Here is a 24,207-nt window from a genome sequence, read left to right on the forward strand (position 1 = left end):
ATTCATGCGCGGGTTTGTTTTTTATAAAACAAGTTTCTTTTTTTTAAAACGTTGGTTTGTTTTTATATGATTATGTATATAGCAGGCGGTTCTTTCTGGTTTAGGATTGCGTTATCGCTGGTATTTATGAATGACAAGCTTAGTTTTATCCTTTAAGTTTTTATTCTATTTAAATTTCATTTATGGCTGTTGGTATAAGGCCTGTCGTCCAATTCACTTCCAGATAAGCGCTAGTTTTAATCCACTCTTATATGATCTATGTAAGTCCTTCACTTTGTATCTTGGAATCATTTAATCGCGCAGTTTTCTGTAATCATCGAAAAGTTAAGATGAACCATAAGTGTTTGATGAGCTAAAAATTCCGTTTTTCGCAATACTTACGTCGGATAAGTTCATCTAATCGAGTTTTGAGTATGATAGGTATTTGTTGCTAGCACTCTGCTGTCAGTACAAAATTAGAAATTATTTACTCGGTAAATACCTGTTCTAAGAGCGAATTTGGAATAGCTTCAGTTTTTCGGTTTAGTTGTCATAGTTGTACTAAATTTAAAGTGTTGTTTTATTACCACAAATAAAAACAACCATAATTGTCTATTTTGTCAAAATAGTTTCTTATTGAAACGTTGTTCTAAAAATATTTGATCAGATTCAAAAAATATACAAAAAATCGTTTTAAATTAAATCGTGGATCACATAGTTGTCTGAGTAAATATTTTTTTAAGGTGCTTCCATATATTGTATTTGTATTGCTAAATGCAACTCATCGATAAGGAAATATTAATGAACAAAAGATTTGTACTCTCTGTTTTAGCTGCATCTATCGGCCTTGCCGGTTGTGGTAGTGACGACGATAGCGCCAGCCGTATCGTGGTTGAGCCTTCTGTTGATAATTGTAAAGATATGGATAATTTATATTTTTGTGACGGCTTCTCAACGGATAACATGGCAACTAATTGGAAAGTATTGGCGGTTGAGGGAGCAAATGATGGTACCGCAGCCGGTACATTTGATATCCCAGCGAACAAAGGCTATTTACGTTATAACGCAGGTGGTAAGGGGGGGGAGATCCTACTTGCTAGTGATGCTGCAATGGCTGATGTTCCATCAGGTAACTATTTTGTGGAAGCGAAAATTCGTCCTCGTCAAAATGGTACCACAGCCAATAAACAAATTTTCTTAATGGGCCGTTACGACAGCGAAGGCAACTGGTTTGGCGGTGGCTTGAATGTGCAAAACTCTCCTTCGAGTACTCAAGTTGAAGCGGTTATAAGTACCGACGGATCGATTAGCCGGCCAGTACAGTCTAAAAGACCGATTGCCTTAGGAACTAGAAATACTGACAGTGAAACCTTTGAAGACGGTACTTGGTATGTGACTCGATTTGAAATGATCGACAATCATCTTAGCGTATATTTGGACGGTGAGTTTATCGGTACAACCGATAGTGATAAGTATCAGTCTACTGGTAAGTTTGGTCTCTTTACGAATAACCGCGCCTTTGAAATCGATTATATTAAGGTAGGTGACCCAACAATCAAACCAGTACAATTGACTTTAGATTATATGTCGACAGCTTGGGAGAACGCCGTTGCAGGGGGAGACCCGTTGGTGGTTAATGTTACAGCTGTACAAAGCGATGGAACTACCGAAGATACTTATGAGGTTTCGTCTAGTGACGAAGATGTTGTGCTGGTAAACGAAGTCAATGGTCAGGTGACCATTGAGCCTATGGCCGAAGGTACTGCGGTGATTACCTTTATCTCAGGTTCGGATGCTGATTTAACCAAGTCTATTGCAGTGACCGTTAATCGCGCATTTGTAATGCCAACAGCTGATTATGGTGATTTGAGTGGTAAATTGATGCCAGCAATCGATAGCACGGAGCAATTTATTGATGGCCAACTTTCTATCACTTTTGATGATGATATAACTTTAGGTGAGATTGGCGAAATCCGTATTTATAAAAACGGTACAACCACTGATCCCGTCGACACGATTAAAGCAATGAATGAGCTGAATGTTCTTGGTTACGAGGGACAGGATAAACGCCGAGTGGTTAACTTTAATCCTTTAAGTGTGGGTGACGATGGTAAGACTTTAAAGATCGCATTGCACGACGGCGTACTCGATTACGGCACAAGCTATTATGTGGTAATTGGCGAAGGGCTGGTTAAAGGCTCTAAATTGAACGGAAATAACTTTGTCGGCCTCGGCGCGAATAGTAATTGGAAGTTCACAACAAAGAGTGCTCCTGCAACTGGTGCAGATGTCACAGTCGGTCCTACTGGTCAGTTTGCCTCTGTTCAAGGGGCGTTAACTTACTTAATGAAGAACGTCGATAAGAATGCAGCCAAAACAGTTACCGTTCAAGAAGGGACCTATGAAGGGCTATTGTTCCTCCGCAGCGTGAATAATGTCACTATCAAAGGTGCTGGTAAAGACAAGACTTTCATTCAATACGATAACTATGACACCTTAAACGGCGGTGGTGGTAAGAGCTCTGCAGGCACTTCTTCAGCCGAAGGTGGACGTGCGGTATTCTTGGTCGAAACCGTGGATAATCTCGTGCTGGAAGATCTTACTCTGAAGAATACCCATGTACGCTCAAGTGCATACTCTAACCAAGCTGAAACCATTTACTTCAATAGTCCATACCGTTTAATCGCGAAAAACGCTAACTTTATTAGTGAGCAAGACACATTGTTATTGAAGGGATACACTTGGTTCTACAATACGCTGGTGGCTGGTAATGTCGATTTTATTTGGGGTTACAGTGTCGCTTCTGTGTTTGAAAATAGCGAAATCCGTACTTTAGGGGATTCAAAATCTGGCGTTGAGGTCGAAACCTCGGGTGGTTACGTATTACAGGCTCGTACGGCAAATGAAGGCGATCCTGGATTTGTATTTATTAATAGTAAATTTACCAGTGGCGTAGGCCCTGTTGGTAATACTGTGAAAGATGGTTCAACCTATTTTGCACGGAGTAGCGGTAAATCGAATGCCTACGATAATGTAGTCTTGATTAACAGCCAAGTAGGTCCACATATCGCAGATATTGGGTGGGCAGGTAAAGATGTGAACGGTCAACCTGCGCCGAAACCAGCATCAGCAACATCTGGCTGGAGAGAGTACGCAAGTCAGGATCTGACAGGTAATGCACTTGATGTAACAAAACGCGAAAGTGGTATTGTGCTGAGTGCTGAAGAAGCGGCACCTTATTTAACTCGTGATAAAGTATTTGCTAGCTATAACGATGGATCTGGTTGGAAACCTCAACCTTAAGCTAAGTTGATTGAGAGGAAGATAATGTTGTTTGCCTCCGGCTTGTCCGGAGGCTTTTTTTGTCTGGCTCGTTATACAATTTGTTGCTCTAGGCTGTGGGATTGTTTTGGCTCTAAGTCGATGGTTGTTTGGGTGAGGGCTGTTTCGATACAGATAAACTGTGTTGAGTACTGTTGGATGTCGACCATATTGCTTGCCAGTTCAGTGCCTGGATTCCAGACCACGACCGAATTATGACCGCGGTGATGAATGTTGACCAAACCGTAAGATGAGTCGAGTCGAGTCGTTGCTTCTGGCTGTAAATAAATTCGGTCGGTTCGGGGTGCTAAAGAGAATGGTTCTGTGACCGTAACATTTTGGCGAGTGACTGAATCAAAATAATGATCGCCCAAACCAGTAATCTGTAGTTTAGCCACATCTGCGCAAAAATAGCTGTGTAGCGCGCCATTAAAACTAAATATTTGCTCGCTGTTATTGGTCGTTGTTAATTGAATACTGGCTTGTTGATTCAGAACATACTCACACTTCAAGTCGATAAGGGGATCTAAACGGCTATTCAAACGGAATATTAGTTTACATTGTTGTTCAGTGGTGTCTATTTCTTCCAGGTGCCAGTCATTGATCCTTGCATATCCGTGCCCCGGCAGACTTGGATTTGAATCGCCAAAACTAGGCCAGCAAATGGGCACGCCACCACGAATAGCGCTACCAGGCTCGAACTTAGTGATTGGACTGAGCCAGAGTTTTTCTTGTCCAAGATTTGGACGAAAACTAAGTAATTGTGCTCCTTGCTGGGAAATGAGCGCTTTCACCTTAGGATGGTCAACCCAATAAAATAACATCCCAGCGGTGTTCATGACTTCGAAGACGGCATTATCGATTTGTTTTACAACCTGTAAGTTCAATCGTTCAAGAATCATTATTTGTTCTCCCCAAAAAAAAAGCGACCCGAAGGGTCGCCTTTGAAAATTTAGTTACAGTTCTTATTTTGAAATGTGAGTAATTAAATCAAGAACTTTGTTTGAGTAACCGATTTCGTTATCGTACCAAGATACAACTTTAACGAATTTGTCAGTTAGGGCAACACCAGCCGTTGCGTCAAATACTGAAGTCTGAGTCTCACCAATGAAGTCTTGAGAAACAACTGCATCTTCAGTGTAACCAAGTACGCCAGCCATTTCGCCTTCAGAAGCGGCTTTCATTGCTGCACAAATTTCTTCGTAGCTTGCTGCTTCTTTAAGGTTAACTGTTAAGTCAACAACAGAAACGTTAGCAGTTGGTACGCGGAAAGCCATACCAGTTAATTTGCCGTTTAACTCAGGAAGAACAACACCTACTGCTTTCGCTGCACCAGTTGAAGAAGGGATGATGTTTTGAGAAGCACCACGGCCACCACGCCAGTCTTTCGCTGAAGGACCGTCTACAGTTTTCTGAGTTGCAGTGGTTGCGTGAACAGTGGTCATAAGACCAGATTCGATGCCCCACTTGTCGTTTAATACTTTAGCAATCGGTGCTAAACAGTTGGTTGTACAAGAAGCGTTAGAAACGATGTCTTGGCCAGCGTAAGACTCTTGGTTTACGCCCATTACGAACATAGGCGTTGCGTCTTTAGAAGGACCAGTTAAAACTACTTTTTTCGCACCAGCGGTGATGTGTTTACGAGCAGTTTCGTCAGTTAGGAAGATACCAGTTGCTTCAGCAACTACATCAACACCAATTGCGTCCCATTTAAGATCTTCAGGGTTACGCTCTGCAGTTACACGAACAACATTACCGTTTACGACTAGGTTACCGTCAACGACTTCTACGCTACCGTTGAAACGGCCGTGAGTTGAATCGTATTTTAGCATGTAAGCCATGTAATCAACGTCGATTAAATCGTTGATGCCTACAACTTCAAGGTTGCTGCGCTCAACAGAAGCACGGAATACGAAACGTCCAATACGGCCAAAACCGTTAATACCAACTTTAATTGTCATAGTGATACCTAATGTTCCTAGTTGTTAGAAGATGTATAATTTGGTTGTAAACTTACAACATTCTGAAATTTCTTCAAGTCGAATCGACAATTAATTTGCGCGATATCAATTAATGATTTAAAAATGACCAAGCCTACTTTCCAAATAGGAAGTATTGGGTGAGTCGTTAAAAAAAACAACCTAAATAGCCTAATCTCAGATAAAATAAATAAAGCGAATGTTGTGCTAGATCGATAAATCGAGCTTTAGGATGAGTACAATACAGACGCAAAAAAATAATAATTAGTTAGATACAAAGCAATAACTTGGGAAATGTTATGTCAGATCAAATCATTGAACAGTTGGTAAAGCTTCGCGGCATAGAAACCAACTACGTTGACGCTTGGGGGAATCCGACTCAGGTCGTGCCTGAAAGCAAAGTAAAATTATTAAAAGCACTGGGTTACCCTGTAGATGATGCAGAGCAATTAGCGCAAAGGTATGAAGAGGATGTATTAAATTACTGGCAGCAGCTTATGCCTACCGTTAAAGTCGTGAGAGTCGCACAGCAATACCCTCTAGAGATTAGAGTTCCAATTGAGTTGGCTAACAAAACTTTTAGTTGGAAACTAGAAACGGAACAAGGTGAGGCGTTTAAAGGCCAAGTTGTCCCCGTCGATGGTGAACTAGTTGAAGCGCATGCGATTCACGATGTTGAGTATCAGACTTACATCGTTCTTTTAACGATTGAGCTTCCGATTGGCTATCACCATTTGAGTTTGGCGTTGAAAGGAGGGCGCAAAGTTCTTGCTGAAACCCGTTATATCGTTGCGCCCCAAGCGGCTTATATTCAACCAGAAATTGCTTCTGGGAAAAAAATATGGGGGCCAAGCGTCCAGTTATATTGTTTACGTAGTGAAACAAACTGGGGTATTGGTGATTTTTCTGATCTCAAATTGTTAGTGAAAAACATCGCAGCTAGTGGTGGTGACTTTGTTGGATTAAATCCTATCCATTCTCTTTATCCAGCTAACCCAGAGGCTGCAAGCCCCTATAGTCCCTCTTCTCGTCGCTGGCTAAACATCGTTTATATCGATGTAGAAGCGATTGCTGAGTTTGCAAACTCAGAGGCAGTGGCTTTGGTCGAGAGTTCGGTTTTCCAGAATCGTTTACAGCAACTTCGTAAAAGTGAATGGGTTGATTACACTGGTGTTACCGAAGCGAAACTTGAAGCTTTGAGATTGGTTTTTAAACAATTTCAAACCATTCAAAAAGGTCGTAGTAAAAGGGCAAATGCATTTCGGTCTTTCATTAAGGAAGGTGGAGAAAGTTTAGCCGCTCAAGCCACCTATGACGCCTTGCAGGAACATTTGTATAATAATATCGGTAATGCCTGGGGTTGGCAGGCTTGGCCAGATGAATATAAAGAGTATCACTTGCCAGGTGTCGCTCAGTGGGTGAGCGAAAATCAAGATGCAGTGGATTTTTATCTATGGCTGCAATGGTTAGCTGATGAGCAACTTGCCGAAGTTGATGCTGTGGCGAAGGCTTCGGGAATGGTGATGGGACTTTACCGCGATTTAGCCGTTGGTGTGAGTGAGGGAAGTGTTGAAATTTGGGCAAACGGTGATCTATATAGTTTAGATGCCAGTGTTGGCGCGCCACCCGATATCCTTGGACCTTTGGGGCAAAAATGGGGTCTTCCTCCTATGGATCCAGCAGTGCTCGAAGCACAAGCTTATCAACCCATGATTGACCTATTCCGTTCTAATATGCGCTCCTGTGGATCTTTACGTATCGATCATGCAATGGCTTTATTGCGACTTTGGTTGGTGCCTGTAGAAGATTCTGCCGATAAGGGTGCATATATTTATTATCCGATCCAAGATCTGTTAGGTATTCTTGCCTTAGAAAGTCACCGTAATCAATGTTTGATCATTGGTGAAGATTTGGGCACCGTTCCTGATGGAATTTTTGAAATCTTACAAGAAAATGGGGTTCACTCTTACCGAATTTTCTTCTTTGAACAAGCTGCTGATGGCGGCTATATTTCGCCGTCTCATTATCCAAGCCAAGCAATGGCCGCGGTGACCACTCATGATATGCCGACTTTACGCGGTTTCTGGCATTGTGATGATTTGGCATTAGGTCGTGAATTGGGGATTTACCCCGATGAAGCAGTGTTACAAAGTCTTTATCAAAGCCGTCATGACAACAAACAGAAGTTACTTGATTCACTGCATGGGCATCACAGTATTCCTGATTATATTTCTCGTGATGTGAATTGGGTCGGAATGGACCGTGGATTGAATTACGGTATTCAAGTTCATATGGCGAAAGGAAGTTGTAATTTACTTTCAGTTCAATTGGAAGACTGGATGGAAATGGATAAACCGGTGAATGTTCCAGGTACATCTAGCGAATATCCCAACTGGCGCCGGAAATTAACTTGGAATTTAGCGGACTTGTTTGGTAATGATGATGTACAACATTTAATGCAGCAACTCACTGACGCTCGCCTTAAAGCCAGTTAAGTTTTGTGTTATATATCATCAAGCGCTCTTTGGAGCGCTTTTTTTTTGCTTATGAAAATGCTTTCGATCTCACTTTAGTGGTCATTTATGCAGAAAAGCAAGGTGACTTGCGCTAACCTAAGCTTAACTTAGTAAATTGTCATATTCTCAGGATCTTAAGGTGAGTAAATAATGAAACGATCTTTGTCTTCTCAGGTTTCTCGGTTAGTTCAACAGTTGTCTAATGTTCGCTTAAAAGAGCCATTTAGTGTGCTTGGTTTAAATCAAGATAAAAATAAATCAGGGCTGGTTTTAAGAGCTTGGCAACCAGATGCTACAGCGATTACGGTTAAATCTTTATCGGGAGAAATCTTAGGTTCAATGCAACAACTCGCTAAGCAGGGGTTGTTTGAGTTGAAGTTCGACACTGAGCAACGTTTCAACTACTGCCTCGAAGTTGATTATGGCAAACACACTCTCGCAGTTATCGATCCCTATCAGTTCACAGAAGAGGCCTATGAGGGATTAGCAACTATGTCCCATGCGCCTGAAAATATTTATCAGGTACTTGGGGCCCAAGTCAAAAGTTTAGTGGTAGACGGCGTATCAGTGAATGGGGTGCGTTTTGCGGTATATGCACCAAGCGCCTTTAGTGTGAGCTTGATTGGTGATTTCAATCAATGGGATGGGCGTCGCATGCCGATGCAGCGTTCTTTAGATGGTCACTGGGTATTATTTGTTCCGGGTTTGGCGGCAGGAACTAAATATAAATATGAACTTAAAGATCTACACGGGAACAGCTTGCCGCATAAAACTGATCCTGTCGGTTTTTACGCGGAGCAATATCCGTCTTTTGCTTCGGTGGTGTGGGATCATAGCCAATATCAATGGAACGACCAAGCTTGGATTGAATCACAGCTGAATGACAAACTTACCCAGCCAATGAGCATCTATGAAGTGCATTTGGGATCTTGGAAACGAAAAGTTGAAGGGCAAGAAAATCAGTATCTTAGTTATCGTGAATTGGCTGTCGAACTCGTTAATTACATTAAGGAGATGGGTTACACCCACATTGAGATATTACCAATCTCTGAGTTCCCTTTCGATGGATCTTGGGGATACCAGCCAATTGGCTTGTTTGCACCCACGAGTCGTTTCGGTAATCCAGATGATTTAAAATATTTGATTGATCAATGTCATCAGCATGGTATCGGTGTGATTGTTGATTGGGTACCTGCACATTTTCCGAGTGATTCCCATGGATTAGCTAAATTTGATGGTACGGCTTTATATGAGTATGAAGATCCCCGTCGTGGTTGGCATAATGATTGGAACTCTTACATTTATGACTTTGGACGCGATACCGTTCGTCAATTTTTAGTGGCGAGTGCCTTAATTTGGTTGGATAAATTTCATGTCGATGGTTTACGCGTTGACGCTGTGGCATCGATGTTATATTGGGATTATTCACGGGAAGAAGGTGAGTGGGTACCAAATGTTGACGGTGGTAATCATAACTATGAAGCAATCAGTCTTCTAAAATGGTTTAACGAAGAGGTATACCGCCAGTATCCACATGCGATGACGATTGCTGAGGAGTCAACTGCTTTTGCTGGCGTTTCTCGTCCAACCTTTACCGGTGGCCTTGGTTTTGGGTTTAAGTGGAATATGGGTTGGATGCATGACTCCCTGACCTATATGCAAAAAGACCCTGCCTTTAGAAAATATCACCACAGTGAAATTACCTTTGCGATGGTGTACAACTACGATGAAAACTTCGTATTACCGATTTCTCATGATGAAGTTGTTCATGGTAAGGGCTCATTGATTGGTAAAATGCCAGGTGATGAGTGGCAGCAAGCGGCAAATTTACGCGCGTATACTGCGTTTATGTTTGCCCACCCTGGCAAAAAACTCAATTTCATGGGGACCGAATTTGCGCAGTCAAGTGAATGGAATCATGACACGAGTCTAGAATGGAACGTCTTGAAATACCCTAAACATCAAGGTCAACAAGCACTGGTTAAACAACTGAATACCGTCTATCGCAGTCATGCTGCTATGTATGAAGGTGACTATGATACCCAAGGATTTACTTGGATAGATTTAGATGACTGGGAAAACAGCATTCTAGCATTTCAGCGTAATGCGTTAAGTTCTCAAGAAAGCTTGTTTGTTGTGTGTAATTTTACACCAGTCCCTCGAGATGGTTATCGTCTGGGTGTGCCAGAGCAAGGTAGCTATCGGATTATCCTTAATACCGACTCAGAGCTGTATTGGGGAGGGAATTATGATGCAGGCATAGAGTTCCAAAGTGAGGCGATTACTGGCCATGGTCGAGAAAATTCCATCATATTAAACTTGCCTCCGTTGGCAACATTGTATTTAATCAAAATAGATTAGTTTTTGACAAGCCCCCTTGTAACACGAGGGGGGAAGTAAGGTTCGCATGTCTATAAAAAGTCAACTTCAAGCACTACCCATTCGGCTGAGTGCAGAGCAAGTCTCACCTGGCTGTAGTTTTCCCCTTGGGGCAAGCCTTGATCAAAATGGCTGTAATTTTTCAATTAACGTGGGTGATGCCAAACACGTTGAATTGTGCCTATTTGACTCGGATGAAAACGAGATATCACGGATTGTATTACCGAGTAAGCAGGGAGGGATAAGGTTTGGTCACATCGCAGGAATTAAAGCGGGTCAGTATTACGGATATCGAGTATTCGGAACTTATCAACCTGAACACGGTTGTTGGTACGATCCCCGCAAGTTAATTCTAGACCCCTATGCTAAAGCGATTTCTCGGCCTTTGATTTGGGATGCAAAGGCCTATCAAGAGGATGATGTGACAATGATTCCGAAGTGTATTGTTGTCGACGACGACTTTGATTGGCAAGGAGTCGGTAAACCCAATATCCCACGCCATGAAACTATTTTATATGAGACCCACGTTCGAGGCTTTAGTCAATTAAAACCGGACGTAGATCCAGAATTACAGGGGCGTTATTTGGGGTTGGTGAGTGCCCCAAGCATTGAGCATTTTAAAAACTTGGGCATTACCAGTATTCAATTAATGCCTATCGCAGCATTTATGTCTGAGCCTCGCTTGAAAGCTTTAGGTTTGAGTAACTACTGGGGATATAACCCGATTTTATTTATGGCCGCGGAGCCGCGTTATGCAGCAAATGATGCCTTAGTTGAATTTAAAACCATGGTCCGTGAATTTCATCGCCATGGTTTAGAAGTGATTTTGGATGTGGTGTTTAACCACACAGCAGAATCGGGTGCGGATGGGCCAACGTTGTGTTATCGCGGACTTGATAACAAAAGGTATTATTTATTTGAGCAGATTGGTGACAGCCCTAATTATAGTCAGTATACGAATAATACTGGTTGTGGGAATAGTGTGAGTTTAGATCACCCCATTGGACTGCGCTTAGTGCTTGATAGCTTGCGTTATTGGGTAGATGTTATGCAAGTCGATGGCTTCCGGTTCGACTTAGCGGTTAGCCTGGGCCGAGAAAATAATCATTTTAGTAGTCATGCTGCATTCTTCAAAGCGATCGCACAAGACCCCATTTTGTCTCAAGCTAAGTTAATCGCTGAGCCTTGGGATATTGGTCAAGATGGATATCAATTAGGTCGCTTCCCTGAGCGTTGGATGGAATGTAACGATCGATTTCGTGATACTTGTCGAGCATTTTGGAAAGGAGAGCACGGTTTGCTCGGCCAGATGGTTACTCGAATGATGGGCTCAAGAGATATGTTTCTTGCTAGCCGAAGAAGTATCCATAGCAGTGTTAATTATATTTGTTACCACGACGGTTTTACTTTAGAAGATTTAGTGAGCTACGAGCAACGTCACAATTATGCGAATGGCGAAGAGAATCGGGATGGACATGGGCATAATATTTCAGCAAATAACGGTGTTGAAGGCGTAACTGAAAATAAGAAAGTCTTGGCATTACGTCGTAAACAGAAACGAAATTTATTGGCGACCCTGATGCTTTCTCAAGGCGTTCCTCATTTTCTTGGTGGGGATGAATTGGGCCGCACCCAGCAAGGAAATAATAATGCTTATTGTCAAAATAATAAGATTAGTTGGTTTGATTGGACCTTGGATAGTGCGCAGCAACAGTTTTTGGATTTTACGCAGAAGCTGATTAAATTACGTAAGCGTTGTCCGTTATTTAATCATTTGCAATTGGAAAATGATAGTTACGAGAAATCCCATTATAGGCACCATAGTGTTCGTTGGTATCGACATGATGGTTTACACATGCGCCAAGAAGACTGGCATGATGCCCACGCATGGTCGGTTGCAGTGGAATTACGTTCTGTTCGAGACCCGAAAGAACGTTGGTTTTGGATCATTAATGCCTGTGATCACCCCATTGATTTCACCATTCCGAATGTAGAAAGTAGTTTTATTTGGGTGCAACAAATGGACACAGCCACTGATAATGCTATTTATTCGAAGAAACTTATTGCCCCCGACAGCCTTAAGTTAAGTGCCAACTCCATGTTACTATTAGAACAAATTCCTTCATGAGTCATCGTGTTTTGTTTAAAGAAGAGCAGGAGTGGCAACAGCTACTTGATCAATTAACTTTCCAAGTCACAAGAAAAGGGGCGACCGAACGTCCGTTTAGTGGCAAGTTATTACATAACAAAGAACAGGGCAGTTATGCTTGTGTTTGTTGTCAACAGGTGTTATTTCAATCTGACGCAAAATTTGATTCTGGTTGTGGCTGGCCGAGTTTTGATCGTGTTTCTGACCATCAAGCAATTAAGTTTATAAGTGACAAAAGTCATAATATGGAACGGGTAGAAGTGCGTTGCCAAGCTTGTGATGCTCATTTGGGCCACGTATTTAATGATGGCCCAACGGAAACTGGCGAGCGCTATTGCATTAATTCGGTAGCGCTCGACTTTAAGGCCAAATAGACGGAGAAGTTTACAAACGATATTGTCTATTTATTATTTGTTCAGCAATGGTCTCGGCTTGTTCTTCCAATTTTTCTTGTTGTTGTTCCGTCAGGTTTAGTTGGTAATTGAGACCTGAATAATCCTGTTGAATATGATCATCAAACTGGGAAGCAATTTGAGCCCAAATATAGGCATTGTTGTAGTCTTTTAATACCATGTATTGAGAAACAATCGCTTCGGCATATTTAGCTGGTATGGTTTCATCTTCAGGAAATAGCTTGAAGGTATTTTCTAATATAGTGATGGTTTTTTTCGCGTTCTTGCCATTGTAATACATGGCAAGTGTCCACTGTAATTCAGGTGATTTTAAAGCATCACTACCTTCTAAAGCCAAGAAACGTTGTTTAGCTTGCTTATCGCGGAGCTGCTTCCAGTGATACATGAGTAAAAACGGATAATCTGAATTTGTAGTTTCGGCTTCTAGGCGGGCCAATTCTTCTATCGACGTTAACATGCCAACCACTCGTTTTGTCTTACGTGATTTGTCGTATCTTGGTTCGATACTCGCTGCTAATTCTATACAAGCATTATAGTCTTTATAATCTTTGATGAGTTGGTATTTGTGCGGGTCATTAGGTTCTTTGGATTCATTATAACGGCTGAGTATGACGGCTGAACGTTCTTTTTTACACCAGCCATCTTGGTTTAGGTCTTCGCATAATTCCGGATTGTTGTTACAGACTTTTTTGGCCGATAGGCTACCAAAATTGAAAATATTAAAGCGGAGATCGCAAGCACTGAGTGCTAACGGTAAGAGTAAACATAAAAAACGTCCAGTTAGTTTCATGGTAGACAAGTCTTATTCCTGTATTATTTTTAGTATATTGCGATGCAGCTAAGGTTAGCATATTTTTATTTTATGTTGTCTTCAGCGTTACTTGAATTTTCTTTTGTTCGCTTGCTTATTGCTTGGCAGTTGGTTACTGGTTTGTTAATGTTCTTATTAGATTATAGGAGTGATAAATGGATGTAGAGAAATTGTTGGCTGCAATGAGCCCCGAAATTTACCAAAACATGCTGAATGCTGTTGAAACCGGGCGTTGGCCTGATGGTAAAAAACTGAATGCTGAGCAGCGAGATCATACTCAACAGTTGGTTATTTTGTATCAAGCCAAGCATAACCATCAACCACAACACTTTACGGTTGGTACTGACGGCGAATTAGTGATGAAGTCCAAACAGGAACTGAAACGACAATATAAAGATGAGCAAGTGATTGTACAACTTACTCAATCTTGATATTCAGACTGAAATCTCGCCGCGAATGTCTTGGCAAAGTAATTCGCGGATTCGCATACTTGGTAGGTTTTTGCTTAGTAAGTAATGCAACTTAGCTAAAGCCGCTTCGGTGGTCATATCCCCACCGCTGATGACCCCAGCTTTAGCCAAGGCATTACCGGTTGCATAGCCCCCCATATTAACTTTTCCGGTTAAGCATTGGCTTAAATTTAAAACAATGATCCCTCGCTCGCTGGCCTGCTCTAGTTGTTCGAGCATCGCTGGATGCTGGGGGGCATTCCCCACGCCGTAACTCAATAGAATCAGGGCCTTAACTGGCTGTTGTAATAAATTAGCTAATACTTCTGCAGAGATCCCTGGATATAAACTGACGACCCCAATTGGTTGTGGGACGATGGGGCTAACCTGTAGTGCACTAATGCCAGTGGGCTTTATTTCTCCGGCAATAACTTCAATATCTATACCGGCTTTCAGTAGCGGGGGGAAGTTTGGTGACATAAACGCATCGAAGCCGTCTGCATGGGCTTTAGTACTGCGGTTACCCCTTAATAGTTTGTTGTTAAAAAATAGACATACTTCATGAACCGGATAGTACGCGGCTAGATACAAGGCATTTAATAAGTTTGTTTGTCCGTCAGAACGCAGCTCACTTAAAGGGATTTGAGAGCCGGTGACTATCACTGGTTTGCTAAGGTTTTCCAACATAAAAGACAGCGCTGATGCAGTATATGCCATGGTGTCGGTGCCATGTAGTACTACAAATCCGTCGTATTTTTCATAATTGGCTTGGATGTCATCGGCGATGAATTGCCAGTGGTGAGGATCCATGTCCGCAGAATCGATTAAGGGTGAGAATTCATGTACGGTAAACAGGGGCATTTCTTCACGCTTAAATTCAGGCATGGCTTCTAAGCAATCGCTCATAAAACCCGCTTGAGGAATGTAGCCTTGTTCGCTGCGTTGCATACCAATGGTACCGCCTGTATAGGCGATATAAATAGATTTTCGGTTCATCAGACTATAATTCAAAAATTTTTTGAAATTATAGTCTGATGCTTTGTTAAAGCAATCACTGCGTAGCGTTAATGCTGTAGTTTATAGCTGTTCACAAATAGCGCAGTAACTGTATTGTCCGAGTGGATCGTTAAACATTTCGAGGGCGGGTGCTTGTTCAGAGAGAGCCTTTAATAAGCGCCAATGGGGAATCAAAGCTTCTAGTGAGCGACTAATTTGGGAGTCAAACAATTGGGCAATGAATTGCTCTCTCGGATTTAGCGGAACGGTTAAGCGGTCGATTTGATAGTCTTGTAGCTCACTCATATTTGCCGCATAGGCGATAGCATCATTCAGATCACCAAGTTGGTCGATTAAACCATTTGCCAAAGCGTCTTTGCCAGTCCAGATCCGTCCTTGAGCCAGTTTATCTAATTTTGCTATTTCGATGCCGCGTCCCTCTGAAACTAAGTTTAAGAAGTCATGATATCCATGTTCAATATTTAATTGAATAAGCTGTTTTAACTCCTCCGGAAGGGCTTGAAAAGGACTTAGTTCTGCAAGCGTGGTGGTGGCGTAGCCATCACTATGGACCCCAAGTTTTGCTAGCGCGTTTTCGATTGTGGCAAACATCCCGAAGATACCAATCGAGCCCGTAATGGTGGTTGGGCTGGCAAAAATTTGGTCGGCACTGGCAGAAATCCAATATCCGCCGCTAGCAGCAACACTGCCCATAGAAACCACGACAGGGATCCCTTTGGTTTGGAATTGCTGGAGTTTATTGCGGATCAGCTCAGAGGCAAAGGCACTTCCTCCAGGGCTGTCAACCCGCATCACCAACGCTTTGACTTGGTCATCTTGCAGGGCTTGGTCGAGTTGTCTTAACACTGTATCAGCGGCAATTACCTTCTCTTCACCTTCGCCCGAAACGATCGGCCCTTGGGCGACTAACAGGGCGATTTTGTTATCGTTTGCCTCGCTATGACTTAAAGTTCTTGATTGGGCGTAATCTTGGTAGCTGAGGTAGTGATAACCTAGCTTGTTATCGGCTTCACCAAATTGTTCAACAAAATATTGTTTTGCTTGATCTCGTGTAACCAGTTGATCAACTAAACCAAAGCGTTCTGCATAGAGGGCTGAATCGCCTTCAACCGTGGTTAAACGCTGTATCAGTCGCTTTGGTTCAGGGACTAGCTGCTGGGCATCAAGTTTACGATTTTGAGCAACGGTAATTAAATAGCCTTGCCACAGCTGATCCATCCAATGGGCTAAATCTTGTTTCGCTTCTGGTGACATATCGTTGCGTATGTAGGGTTCAACAAATGATTTGTGAGTGCCAACCCGAAATACATGAGTACTCACATCAAGCTTGTCGATAACATCTTTATAAAATAAACGACGAGAGTTAATACCGCGCATCAATACTGCGCCTTTAGGGTTGAGTAGCAATTCGTCGGCAAAGCTGGCTAAGTAATACTGGTGTTGATCATAATAGTCAGCGTAACTCAGGATTGGTTTGTTGCTGCTTTTAAATCGTTCCAGAGCTTGGCCAATGATAGCGAGTTTGGTTTGACTGGTCGGTGGAAGTTGGTCCAGTGATAGAATAATACCGGTAATATTGTTATCTGTTGCGGCGGCATCGATGGTGTCAACCAAGCGTTGTAGATCGATTTCTTTTTCCTGAGGATTACCCACTAACTCATTACTTAGTTCCGTCATTGGGTTAAGTCGTTGCCGTTGTTCTACAATTTGACCATCTAAATTGATGCGTAGCGCCGAAGCTTCTGGCTCAGTGCTTGGCGGCTCGCTCACTTGATTTATCGCTACGACAACGATAATTATCATGCCGATAAGTAACAAATTAACGATCAGTGAACGAATAAAATTTAAGCTTTTCCAGAATAGACTGAAGAGGTTTTTTATAAATTTAAACACTGGGACCCACTTATTAAAGTCAACGATGGATAAACGTTAACATAGACCCGATAAACAGGCATCTTGAATTATTTAAACAAATGTTTGAAACGTGAGTTTACTTCCGATAATCTATTAACAGTTTAATAACATTAATCATCAAGTTGAGGTGCCAGAGATGACCAAATACCCGCACTTATTAGCGCCCCTGGATTTAGGTTTCACCCAGTTGTCTAGCCGTGTATTGATGGGCTCTATGCATACAGGCTTAGAGGAAGAGAAAGGCGGTTTTGCCAAACTTGCAGCCTTTTATGCGCAGAGAGCAAAGGGAGGTGTTGGTTTGATCGTCACTGGTGGGATTGCGCCAAACTTTCGCGGCCGATTAACGCCTAATGGTTGCCAGCTCAGTTTTCCATGGCAAATCAAAAAACATCGCCTCATCACCGAGGCAGTTCATCAACAGGGGGGAAAGATAGCACTGCAAATTTTGCATGCAGGCCGCTATGCTTATCATCCATTTTCGGTCAGTGCCAGTAAGATTAAAGCGCCAATTAACCCGTTTAAACCTAAGGCAATGAGCGAGCGACAAATATTGAGCACCATTAAAGATTTTGCAACTAGCGCGAAACTTGCTCAACGTGCTGGCTATGATGGTGTGGAAATTATGGGCTCGGAAGGTTATTTAATTAACCAGTTTATTTGCGCGCGAACCAACCAACGCAATGATAGCTGGGGTGGTAGCTATTGTAATCGTATCAAATTCGCGTTGGCGGTAGTGAAACAAACTCGGGCTCTTGTGGGGCAAAATTTCATCATCATTTTTCGTTTATCGATGTTAGACCTGGTTGAAAAAGGCAGTACGTTAGAAGAAGTTATTCACTTAGCAAAAGCTTTGGAGCTGGCGGGGGTGACACTACTGAACACTGGTATTGGGTGGCACGAAGCCAGAGTGCCTACCATCGCGACGAGTGTGCCGCGTGGTGCGTTTTCTTGGGTGACGGAAAAAATAAAACAACACCTTAGTATTCCTTTGGTCGCGGTGAACCGAATTAATACACCCGAGATTGCTGAGAACATCTTAAGTTCTGGCCAAGCGGATATGGTATCGATGGCGAGACCTTTACTTGCCGATCCGCTGTTTGTACAAAAGGCTAAAGCGGACCAGTCTGAGCTGATTAATACTTGTATTGCGTGTAATCAAGCATGTTTAGATCATGTGTTTAAACAACGGCGCGCCAGTTGCTTGGTGAACCCGCAGGCATGTTACGAAACCGAGTTAACGTTCTCGCCGGTGATGGACGCTAAAAACATTGCGGTGGTGGGCGCGGGTCCGGCAGGATTAGCTTTTGCTTGTAATGCAGCACAACGCGGGCATCGGGTGACTATTTATGATGCGGCAGATCAGATTGGCGGACAATTCAATTACGCAAAGCAGATCCCTGGTAAAGAAGAGTTCTATGAAACTTTGCGGTATTTTTCAAATCAGATTAAACATTTAGGGATAATTTTAAAGCTAAATACTAAGCTAGATTCGGCGATGGTGGCCCAGTTGTCGGTCGATGAAGTGGTGATCGCTACTGGGATTGTGCCGAGAACGCCGCCCATCGAAGGCATCGCGCACCCTAAGGTCTATAACTATTTAGATGTACTAAAGGATCATAAAACAGTAGGGGAGCGGGTTGCAATTATTGGGGCAGGTGGTATTGGTTTTGACGTGGCTGAGTATTTGGTGGAACAACAGCCGTCCTTAGCCACCAATCTTGAGCGTTGGTTAGACAATTGGGGCATTGACTCTTCTATGGCCAATGCTGGTGGCTTGAAAAAGGAGGTCTTAAAGCATCATCCTTTACGACAAGTTTTTCTGTGTCAGCGTAAGGCGAGCAGGGTCGGTAAGGGGCTTGGTAAGACCACAGGATGGATCCATCGTGAAAGTTTAAAGCAAAATGGGGTCACAATGCTTGCTGGGGTTGAATATCTCAAAATTGACGACCAGGGTTTACACATCAAAATCGATGGCGTGCAATCGGTATTGGAAGTTGATCATGTTGTGGTGTGTGCAGGCCAAGAAAGCTTACGTTCGTTGCATGAAGAACTAAGCGCTTTAGGTCGTCATTCGCATCTGATTGGTGGGGCATTTTTGGCATCAGAACTTGATGCAAAAGCGGCTATTCGTCAAGGCGCTGAATTGGCCGCAATGATATAAGCAGTCATGCTGGTTATCTAGGCTTACACATCGCTGAAGAGCAAGCAGTTTGAACCCCACAAGCTATCGTTATAGCTACATTTTTGATTAATGTGGGCTTGTTAATCCTTTAGCTAACAAGGGGCAAGCAGCGCTTTACTTTTATGATATTTCAATCACAATGGTGTTACATTTTAACTCTTAAGGATCACAATGAACGCCTTAGACTTATTATTAGAGCGTCAGTCTTGTGCGCGTTTGGCCGCACCAGCTCCAGAGGGGGCTGAACTAGAAGTAATTTGGAATGCAGGTTTACGAGCGCCTGACCACGGTGGATTAACACCTTGGCGTTTCATCCATGTGAGTGGTGAAGGGCTCACTAGACTCTCCTCCATTTTTGAAAAAGCGGCGTTTGCCGAGCAAGCCGATGAAGAAAAAGCGAGAGCGATGCCTTTTCGAGCGCCGCTGATTACGATTGTGATCGCATCACCTAAATCGCATACCAAAGTTCCTGAGATAGAACAGGTGCTCTCTGCCGGTTGTGCTGTACAAGCAATGCAAATGGCAGCGCTTGCTCAAGGTTATAACGGAATATGGCGCACAGGAGCGATGGCTTATAGCTCAATTGTTAACGACGAATTGGGACTCGCTGAACAAGAGTCTATTGTTGGATTTTTGTATTTAGGCAGTCCCCAAGTAAAACCGAATAAACATAAACAGTTAGCCTTTAAAGATTATATTAGCTGGCTTTAGTTTTCCCGGGAAATGTCATTTGGCTTGTTTATCGATTTCAAGACTTGCAGGGTTGCTTGATACAGAGACATTGATGGCTATTTGAAGTCGCGGGTTATTACGTTTTTTATCGCATGACTGGTTACTTTCAGTCTAAACCTAAGTTACAGTTACTTCGGTTTAGACTGAAAAATAGCGATATCACTTAATCAATAGGTTCAGTCGACAGGCTTAAATACCGAGCTCATCGAGTAAATCTTGATCAATAGTTGCGGTCGCAGTGGCTATACTGGCTTGTTCTGATTTTTTATCGAGAGCTGCTTGCTCAATTAGTGCATCAGGATCAACATCATCTTCTGTTTCAAATTCATGCAACTTAATGAACTCAGTTTTGTCCATCGCCAACTCCAAGTAAAAGATGTTATTTTTTGCGGTGGTAAAGGTTACTCGGCGAGCTTGTGGGCGATCCAAGTTGGTATCGATAGAAATTAATACCTGTTTGTTTAACGCTAACATTTTGGGTTGATTCTGGGTGAGCGAAGTTTGCAATTCTTTGCCGATCACTCCGGTAAAGTAGCCGACCATCTGATTCATCAACTCACCCATAACATTTCCCACTTCGTCGGCTGTATGTTGTTGTGCTAGTTCTGACTCAGGGATCCCCATATGCAACATGTAATTTCTATAAATCTCCATGGCAGCAGGAGCGGTAAAATTAATTACCACTAAACCAGAGAATCCACCATCGAATAACACAAAACAACCAATGTCGGGTTTTAAACAGGTTTTGTTAATTTTTTGCACCATCGCTGAGAATCTAATGTCACTGGCGGTCGCCTTACTTAAGACATTGGTGACGGAATTACAGAGGGTTAATAATACATCTTCAGTGGTGACAACTTTCAATCTTTTCATGTAGGTCCTTCTTAAAATCGCGATGACTTTTACATTATTAATGCGCCTAAGTATGGATGATGTGTCGGGTGCTGTATAGTTTTGTTTATCCTCTATGAGGACTCAATCAAGCTCATGCTTAACAAAGTAGGTACAAAAAAGCCCCAGTCTTTGGGGCTTTTCAAATAACCAATCATACCTGAGAGTTTAGTACTCTGCGTTTTTAGGTGCGCGTGGAAAAGGAATTACATCGCGAATATTGGTCATACCGGTAACATAAGAGACTAAACGTTCAAAACCTAAACCAAAGCCTGAGTGCGGCACAGTACCGTAACGACGTAGATCGCGATACCAAGAGTAGTCATCTTTATCTAAGCCCAGCTCAGCGAGGCGTTTATCGAGCACGTCTAAACGCTCTTCGCGCTGACTACCACCAATTATCTCACCAATGCCTGGTGCTAATACATCCATGGCCGCAACAGTTTTGCCATCGTCATTTTGGCGCATGTAGAAGGCCTTAATGTCTTTGGGATAGTTTTTGACGACCACCGGAGCTTTGAAGTGTTCTTCGGCTAAGTAGCGTTCGTGTTCTGAAGACATATCGATGCCCCATTCTACGTCGAATTCAAACTTGCGACCGGAATCGATTAGAATTTGAATTGCGTCGCTGTAATCGACCTGCGCGAAATCTGCTTCAACAAAATTTTGTAGGCGACTCACGGCTTGTTTGTTGACCCGCTGGGCAAAGAAATTCATATCATCCATGCGCTCGTCCAATACCGCTTTAAATACATACTTAAGCATATCTTCGGCGAGTTTGGCGGCATCGTTTAAATCGGCAAAGGCGACTTCTGGTTCAACCATCCAAAATTCGGCCAAATGGCGACTGGTATTTGAATTTTCAGCGCGAAACGTCGGTCCGAAGGTGTAGACCTTAGATAATGCACAGGCGTAGGTTTCCACATTTAATTGACCGGATACCGTAAGAAAAGTCTCTTTACCAAAGAAGTCTTGTTGATAATCGATTTCACCTTTGTCATCTAAAGGTAAGTTGTTCATGTCTAGCGTGGATACGCGGAACATTTCACCTGCACCTTCAGTATCACTACCAGTAATGATTGGGGTGCTTACCCACATATAACCCTGCTGATGATAGAAGCGGTGAATCGCTTGCGCCAAACAGTTTCGGACCCGGGTCACGGCACCAATGACATTGGTGCGTGGTCGTAGGTGGGCATGTTCACGAAGATATTCAATACTGTGGCGTTTGGCTGACATTGGGTAACTATCGGGATTTTCAACCCAACCCAGCACTTCAACTTGCTCGGCCTGGATTTCAAAGGACTGGCCTTGTCCGGGGGATTCTACCACTTCACCACTAACCATTACCGAACAACCTGCGGTAAGCTTTAACACATCATTCTCGTAATTAGATAGAGTATTGGGAGCGACCGCCTGAATTGCCTCAAAACATGAGCCATCATGAATGGCTAAAAAAGAAAGACCAGCTTTAGAATCGCGGCGAGTGCGGATCCACCCTTTGATAGTAACTTGTTGACCAACGCTGAATTTACCACTCAATACGTCTGTCACTGAAGAATGCGTCATAGCAAACAATTGCTCCAATCTGATAGTGCTAAAATTATAAGGGAACCAATGTTACTTGGTGAGGCCAAAGACTCAAGTAAAAATTGATAAAACATTAGAAATCGCTATGTTATCTTAATTAAACTGCTGAGTATTCAGAATATAGGTAAGCGAATGCCAAAAAAACGAATCGAGCGAAGAAAGGGCCCAGACGGCTTACAAAAATTATTTGTGCTGTTTTCTTTGTTAGCTTGGGGGGCTTTCTTGGCAGCTCTCATCGTTTATCACTACGCTCGTCCGGAAATAGCCTATTCGGCATTTCAACCTAATGATGGGGTGGGTTACCGTGATCACTGGCAAGAAAACCTGCGAACGGTGTTTGTTTATTTGTTGTGGACTTGTTGTGGGATTACTCTGACCACGATCGGCTTCAATTGGAGTCGATCCCGCCGCAAGGGGGATCATTTCATTATTAACATGGGCTTATTAGCTTTGATCGTGTTAACCACTTTGTTTGCATACTACTTAAATGTTTTTTCTTAGTATTGTAGCGCCTTGTCCTTCAAGTTATCGCCAACCAAAGACCCTACTTAGTTAGTCATGTCTTGTATCAAGTTCAGCTAACGCAGTATAGATAGCATGGCATAATTTGCTGAGTTGTTGGGCACTGATCACGTAGGGCGGCATGATGTAGACTAATTTTCCAAAAGGTCTGATCCATACTCCAAGTTCAACAAATTTGGCCTGAATATCAGCGACATTTACCGCCATCTCAGTTTCCACGACCCCGATCGCGCCTAATACCCGAACATCGGCCACCGCGTTAAGCTGTTGGCAAATCGCTAACTGTTTTTTTAGTTGCTGTTCGATAGCCGCGACCTGTTGTTGCCATGGCCCATTTTGGAGTCGGTCGATACTGGCGCAGGCAACGGCACAGGCGAGGGGATTTCCCATAAATGTCGGACCATGCATAAATACACCAGCCTCGCCACTACAGATGGTGTTGGCAATGGTTTTGCTGGTGAGAGTGGCGGCCAAACTCATATAGCCTCCAGTAAGTCCCTTACCTAAACAAAGTATGTCAGGCGCAATATCGGCATGTTCACAGGCAAACAGTTTACCAGTACGGCCAAACCCGGTTGCGATTTCATCGGCAATCAACAGTAATCCGTAGTGGTCGCAAAGACGCCTTAGTTGTTTTAAATACTGAGGATGGTAAATTCGCATCCCTCCTGCACCTTGTACAATGGGCTCGATAATTACCGCGGCGATTTGTGAGTGGTGGGCGTCTAACATCTGTTGCATCGGTATAAAATCTTTTGGATCCCATGCTTGATCAAAGCGAGTTTGTGGTGCAGCGCAAAATAGATGTTCAGGCAGGAAACCTTGATAAAGCTGATGCATGCCGCCTTGCGGATCGCATACTGACATAGCGCCAAATGTATCGCCATGGTAACCGTGACGAATAGTGGCAAACTTAGTCCGTTTTTGGCCTTTAGCATGCCAGTACTGCAAGGCCATTTTCAAGGCCACTTCCACCGCGACGGATCCCGAATCGCTAATAAAAACCTGTTCTAAGGATGCTGGTGTTAAGTCGACTAAACGCTTGGCAAGCTCTACCGCGGGTTGATGAGTTAAACCACCAAACATCACGTGTGACATTTTAGCTAATTGCTCGCTGGCGGCTTGATCTAACTCTTTGACTTGATACCCGTGAATGCAGGCCCACCAAGAAGCCATGCCATCAACCAAACGTCGGCCGTCTTCGAGTTCAATTTCACAGCCGGATGCTGACGCCACCGCATAACAGGGCAGAGGAGCAATTGATGAGGTGTAAGGATGCCAAAGATGGTCTTGATCGAACTGAATATCTGTGCTCATTATTTAACCGTTAGTAAAGTTTTGGGTAATTTGAAGTTGACAGCTG

Annotated in this window: 17 protein-coding genes; 9 read left to right on the forward strand and 8 right to left on the reverse strand. The window is 43.0% G+C overall.

Annotation, left to right across the window (positions count from 1 at the left end; all coding sequences use genetic code 11):
* The first annotated feature begins 780 nt into the window (after positions 1–780).
* On the forward strand, positions 781–3,282 hold the full coding sequence (locus tag ACRRS1_RS10690; protein WP_432467837.1) for a pectinesterase family protein: 2,502 nt from the start codon (positions 781–783) through the stop codon (positions 3,280–3,282).
* A gap of 71 nt (positions 3,283–3,353) precedes the next feature.
* Here the strand turns inward: ACRRS1_RS10690 and ACRRS1_RS10695 are convergent, their stop codons facing one another.
* Both ACRRS1_RS10695 and gap read right to left on the reverse strand, forming a co-directional pair.
* The gene (locus ACRRS1_RS10695; RefSeq protein WP_432453202.1) at positions 3,354–4,202 is read right to left on the reverse strand and encodes a D-hexose-6-phosphate mutarotase; all 849 of its coding nucleotides are present in this window, start codon (positions 4,200–4,202) and stop codon (positions 3,354–3,356) included.
* A 63-nt stretch (positions 4,203–4,265) separates the two neighbouring features.
* A complete protein-coding gene (gene gap / locus ACRRS1_RS10700; RefSeq protein WP_432453201.1) occupies positions 4,266–5,261 on the reverse strand; it encodes a type I glyceraldehyde-3-phosphate dehydrogenase in 996 nt (331 codons plus the stop codon).
* Positions 5,262–5,578: 317 nt separating this feature from the next.
* On the opposite strand from gap, the gene malQ reads away from it, so the two are divergent.
* From malQ to msrB, 4 genes are all read left to right on the forward strand, one after another.
* The gene (gene malQ / locus ACRRS1_RS10705) at positions 5,579–7,774 is read left to right on the forward strand and encodes a 4-alpha-glucanotransferase (protein ID WP_432453200.1); all 2,196 of its coding nucleotides are present in this window, start codon (positions 5,579–5,581) and stop codon (positions 7,772–7,774) included.
* A 171-nt stretch (positions 7,775–7,945) separates the two neighbouring features.
* Complete coding sequence (glgB, locus tag ACRRS1_RS10710) at positions 7,946–10,156, forward strand: 1,4-alpha-glucan branching protein GlgB (RefSeq protein WP_432453199.1); 2,211 nt, start codon at positions 7,946–7,948, stop codon at positions 10,154–10,156.
* Positions 10,157–10,202: 46 nt separating this feature from the next.
* Positions 10,203–12,302, forward strand: a complete 2,100-nt coding sequence (gene glgX / locus ACRRS1_RS10715) for a glycogen debranching protein GlgX (protein WP_432453198.1) — start codon at positions 10,203–10,205, stop codon at positions 12,300–12,302.
* Positions 12,299–12,697, forward strand: a complete 399-nt coding sequence (gene msrB, locus ACRRS1_RS10720) for a peptide-methionine (R)-S-oxide reductase MsrB (RefSeq protein WP_432453197.1) — start codon at positions 12,299–12,301, stop codon at positions 12,695–12,697. The genes glgX and msrB overlap by 4 nt, the downstream gene beginning before the upstream one ends.
* Positions 12,698–12,707: 10 nt before the next feature.
* On the opposite strand, the gene ACRRS1_RS10725 is transcribed toward msrB, so the two are convergent.
* Positions 12,708–13,526, reverse strand: a complete 819-nt coding sequence (locus tag ACRRS1_RS10725; protein ID WP_432456182.1) for a DUF2989 domain-containing protein — start codon at positions 13,524–13,526, stop codon at positions 12,708–12,710.
* A gap of 176 nt (positions 13,527–13,702) precedes the next feature.
* Between ACRRS1_RS10725 and ACRRS1_RS10730 the strand changes: the two genes are divergently transcribed.
* Positions 13,703–13,978: a YeaC family protein gene (locus ACRRS1_RS10730; protein WP_432453196.1), complete on the forward strand. Its 276-nt coding sequence runs from the start codon at positions 13,703–13,705 to the stop codon at positions 13,976–13,978.
* A 3-nt stretch (positions 13,979–13,981) separates the two neighbouring features.
* On the opposite strand, the gene ansA is transcribed toward ACRRS1_RS10730, so the two are convergent.
* Together ansA and sppA are read right to left on the reverse strand one after the other, a co-directional pair.
* Complete coding sequence (gene ansA / locus ACRRS1_RS10735) at positions 13,982–14,992, reverse strand: asparaginase (RefSeq protein WP_432453195.1); 1,011 nt, start codon at positions 14,990–14,992, stop codon at positions 13,982–13,984.
* A gap of 81 nt (positions 14,993–15,073) precedes the next feature.
* Positions 15,074–16,906 carry a signal peptide peptidase SppA gene (sppA, locus tag ACRRS1_RS10740; protein WP_432453194.1) on the reverse strand — a complete coding sequence of 611 codons (1,833 nt, stop codon included), beginning with the start codon at positions 16,904–16,906 and terminating at the stop codon, positions 15,074–15,076.
* A 157-nt stretch (positions 16,907–17,063) separates the two neighbouring features.
* Between sppA and ACRRS1_RS10745 the strand changes: the two genes are divergently transcribed.
* Entirely contained in the window at positions 17,064–19,088 is a 2,025-nt protein-coding gene (locus tag ACRRS1_RS10745; protein WP_432453193.1) for an oxidoreductase, read from the forward strand.
* A 192-nt stretch (positions 19,089–19,280) separates the two neighbouring features.
* The gene (locus ACRRS1_RS10750; protein ID WP_432453192.1) at positions 19,281–19,820 is read left to right on the forward strand and encodes an NAD(P)H nitroreductase; all 540 of its coding nucleotides are present in this window, start codon (positions 19,281–19,283) and stop codon (positions 19,818–19,820) included.
* A gap of 210 nt (positions 19,821–20,030) precedes the next feature.
* Here ACRRS1_RS10750 and ACRRS1_RS10755 read toward each other — a convergent pair whose 3' ends face one another.
* Both ACRRS1_RS10755 and asnS read right to left on the reverse strand, forming a co-directional pair.
* Entirely contained in the window at positions 20,031–20,714 is a 684-nt protein-coding gene (locus ACRRS1_RS10755; protein WP_432453191.1) for a DUF3334 family protein, read from the reverse strand.
* A 186-nt stretch (positions 20,715–20,900) separates the two neighbouring features.
* Complete coding sequence (asnS, locus tag ACRRS1_RS10760) at positions 20,901–22,301, reverse strand: asparagine--tRNA ligase (RefSeq protein WP_432453190.1); 1,401 nt, start codon at positions 22,299–22,301, stop codon at positions 20,901–20,903.
* Between the two features lie 153 nt (positions 22,302–22,454).
* Here asnS and ACRRS1_RS10765 point away from each other — a divergent pair, with 153 nt between their 5' ends.
* The gene (locus ACRRS1_RS10765; RefSeq protein WP_432453189.1) at positions 22,455–22,823 is read left to right on the forward strand and encodes a hypothetical protein; all 369 of its coding nucleotides are present in this window, start codon (positions 22,455–22,457) and stop codon (positions 22,821–22,823) included.
* A 51-nt stretch (positions 22,824–22,874) separates the two neighbouring features.
* On the opposite strand, the gene bioA is transcribed toward ACRRS1_RS10765, so the two are convergent.
* On the reverse strand, positions 22,875–24,161 hold the full coding sequence (gene bioA / locus ACRRS1_RS10770; RefSeq protein WP_432453188.1) for an adenosylmethionine--8-amino-7-oxononanoate transaminase: 1,287 nt from the start codon (positions 24,159–24,161) through the stop codon (positions 22,875–22,877).
* Between the last annotated feature and the right edge of the window lie 46 nt (positions 24,162–24,207).

This window comes from Agarivorans sp. Z349TD_8, assembly GCF_050870825.2.
In the GTDB taxonomy this organism is placed as follows: domain Bacteria; phylum Pseudomonadota; class Gammaproteobacteria; order Enterobacterales; family Celerinatantimonadaceae; genus Agarivorans.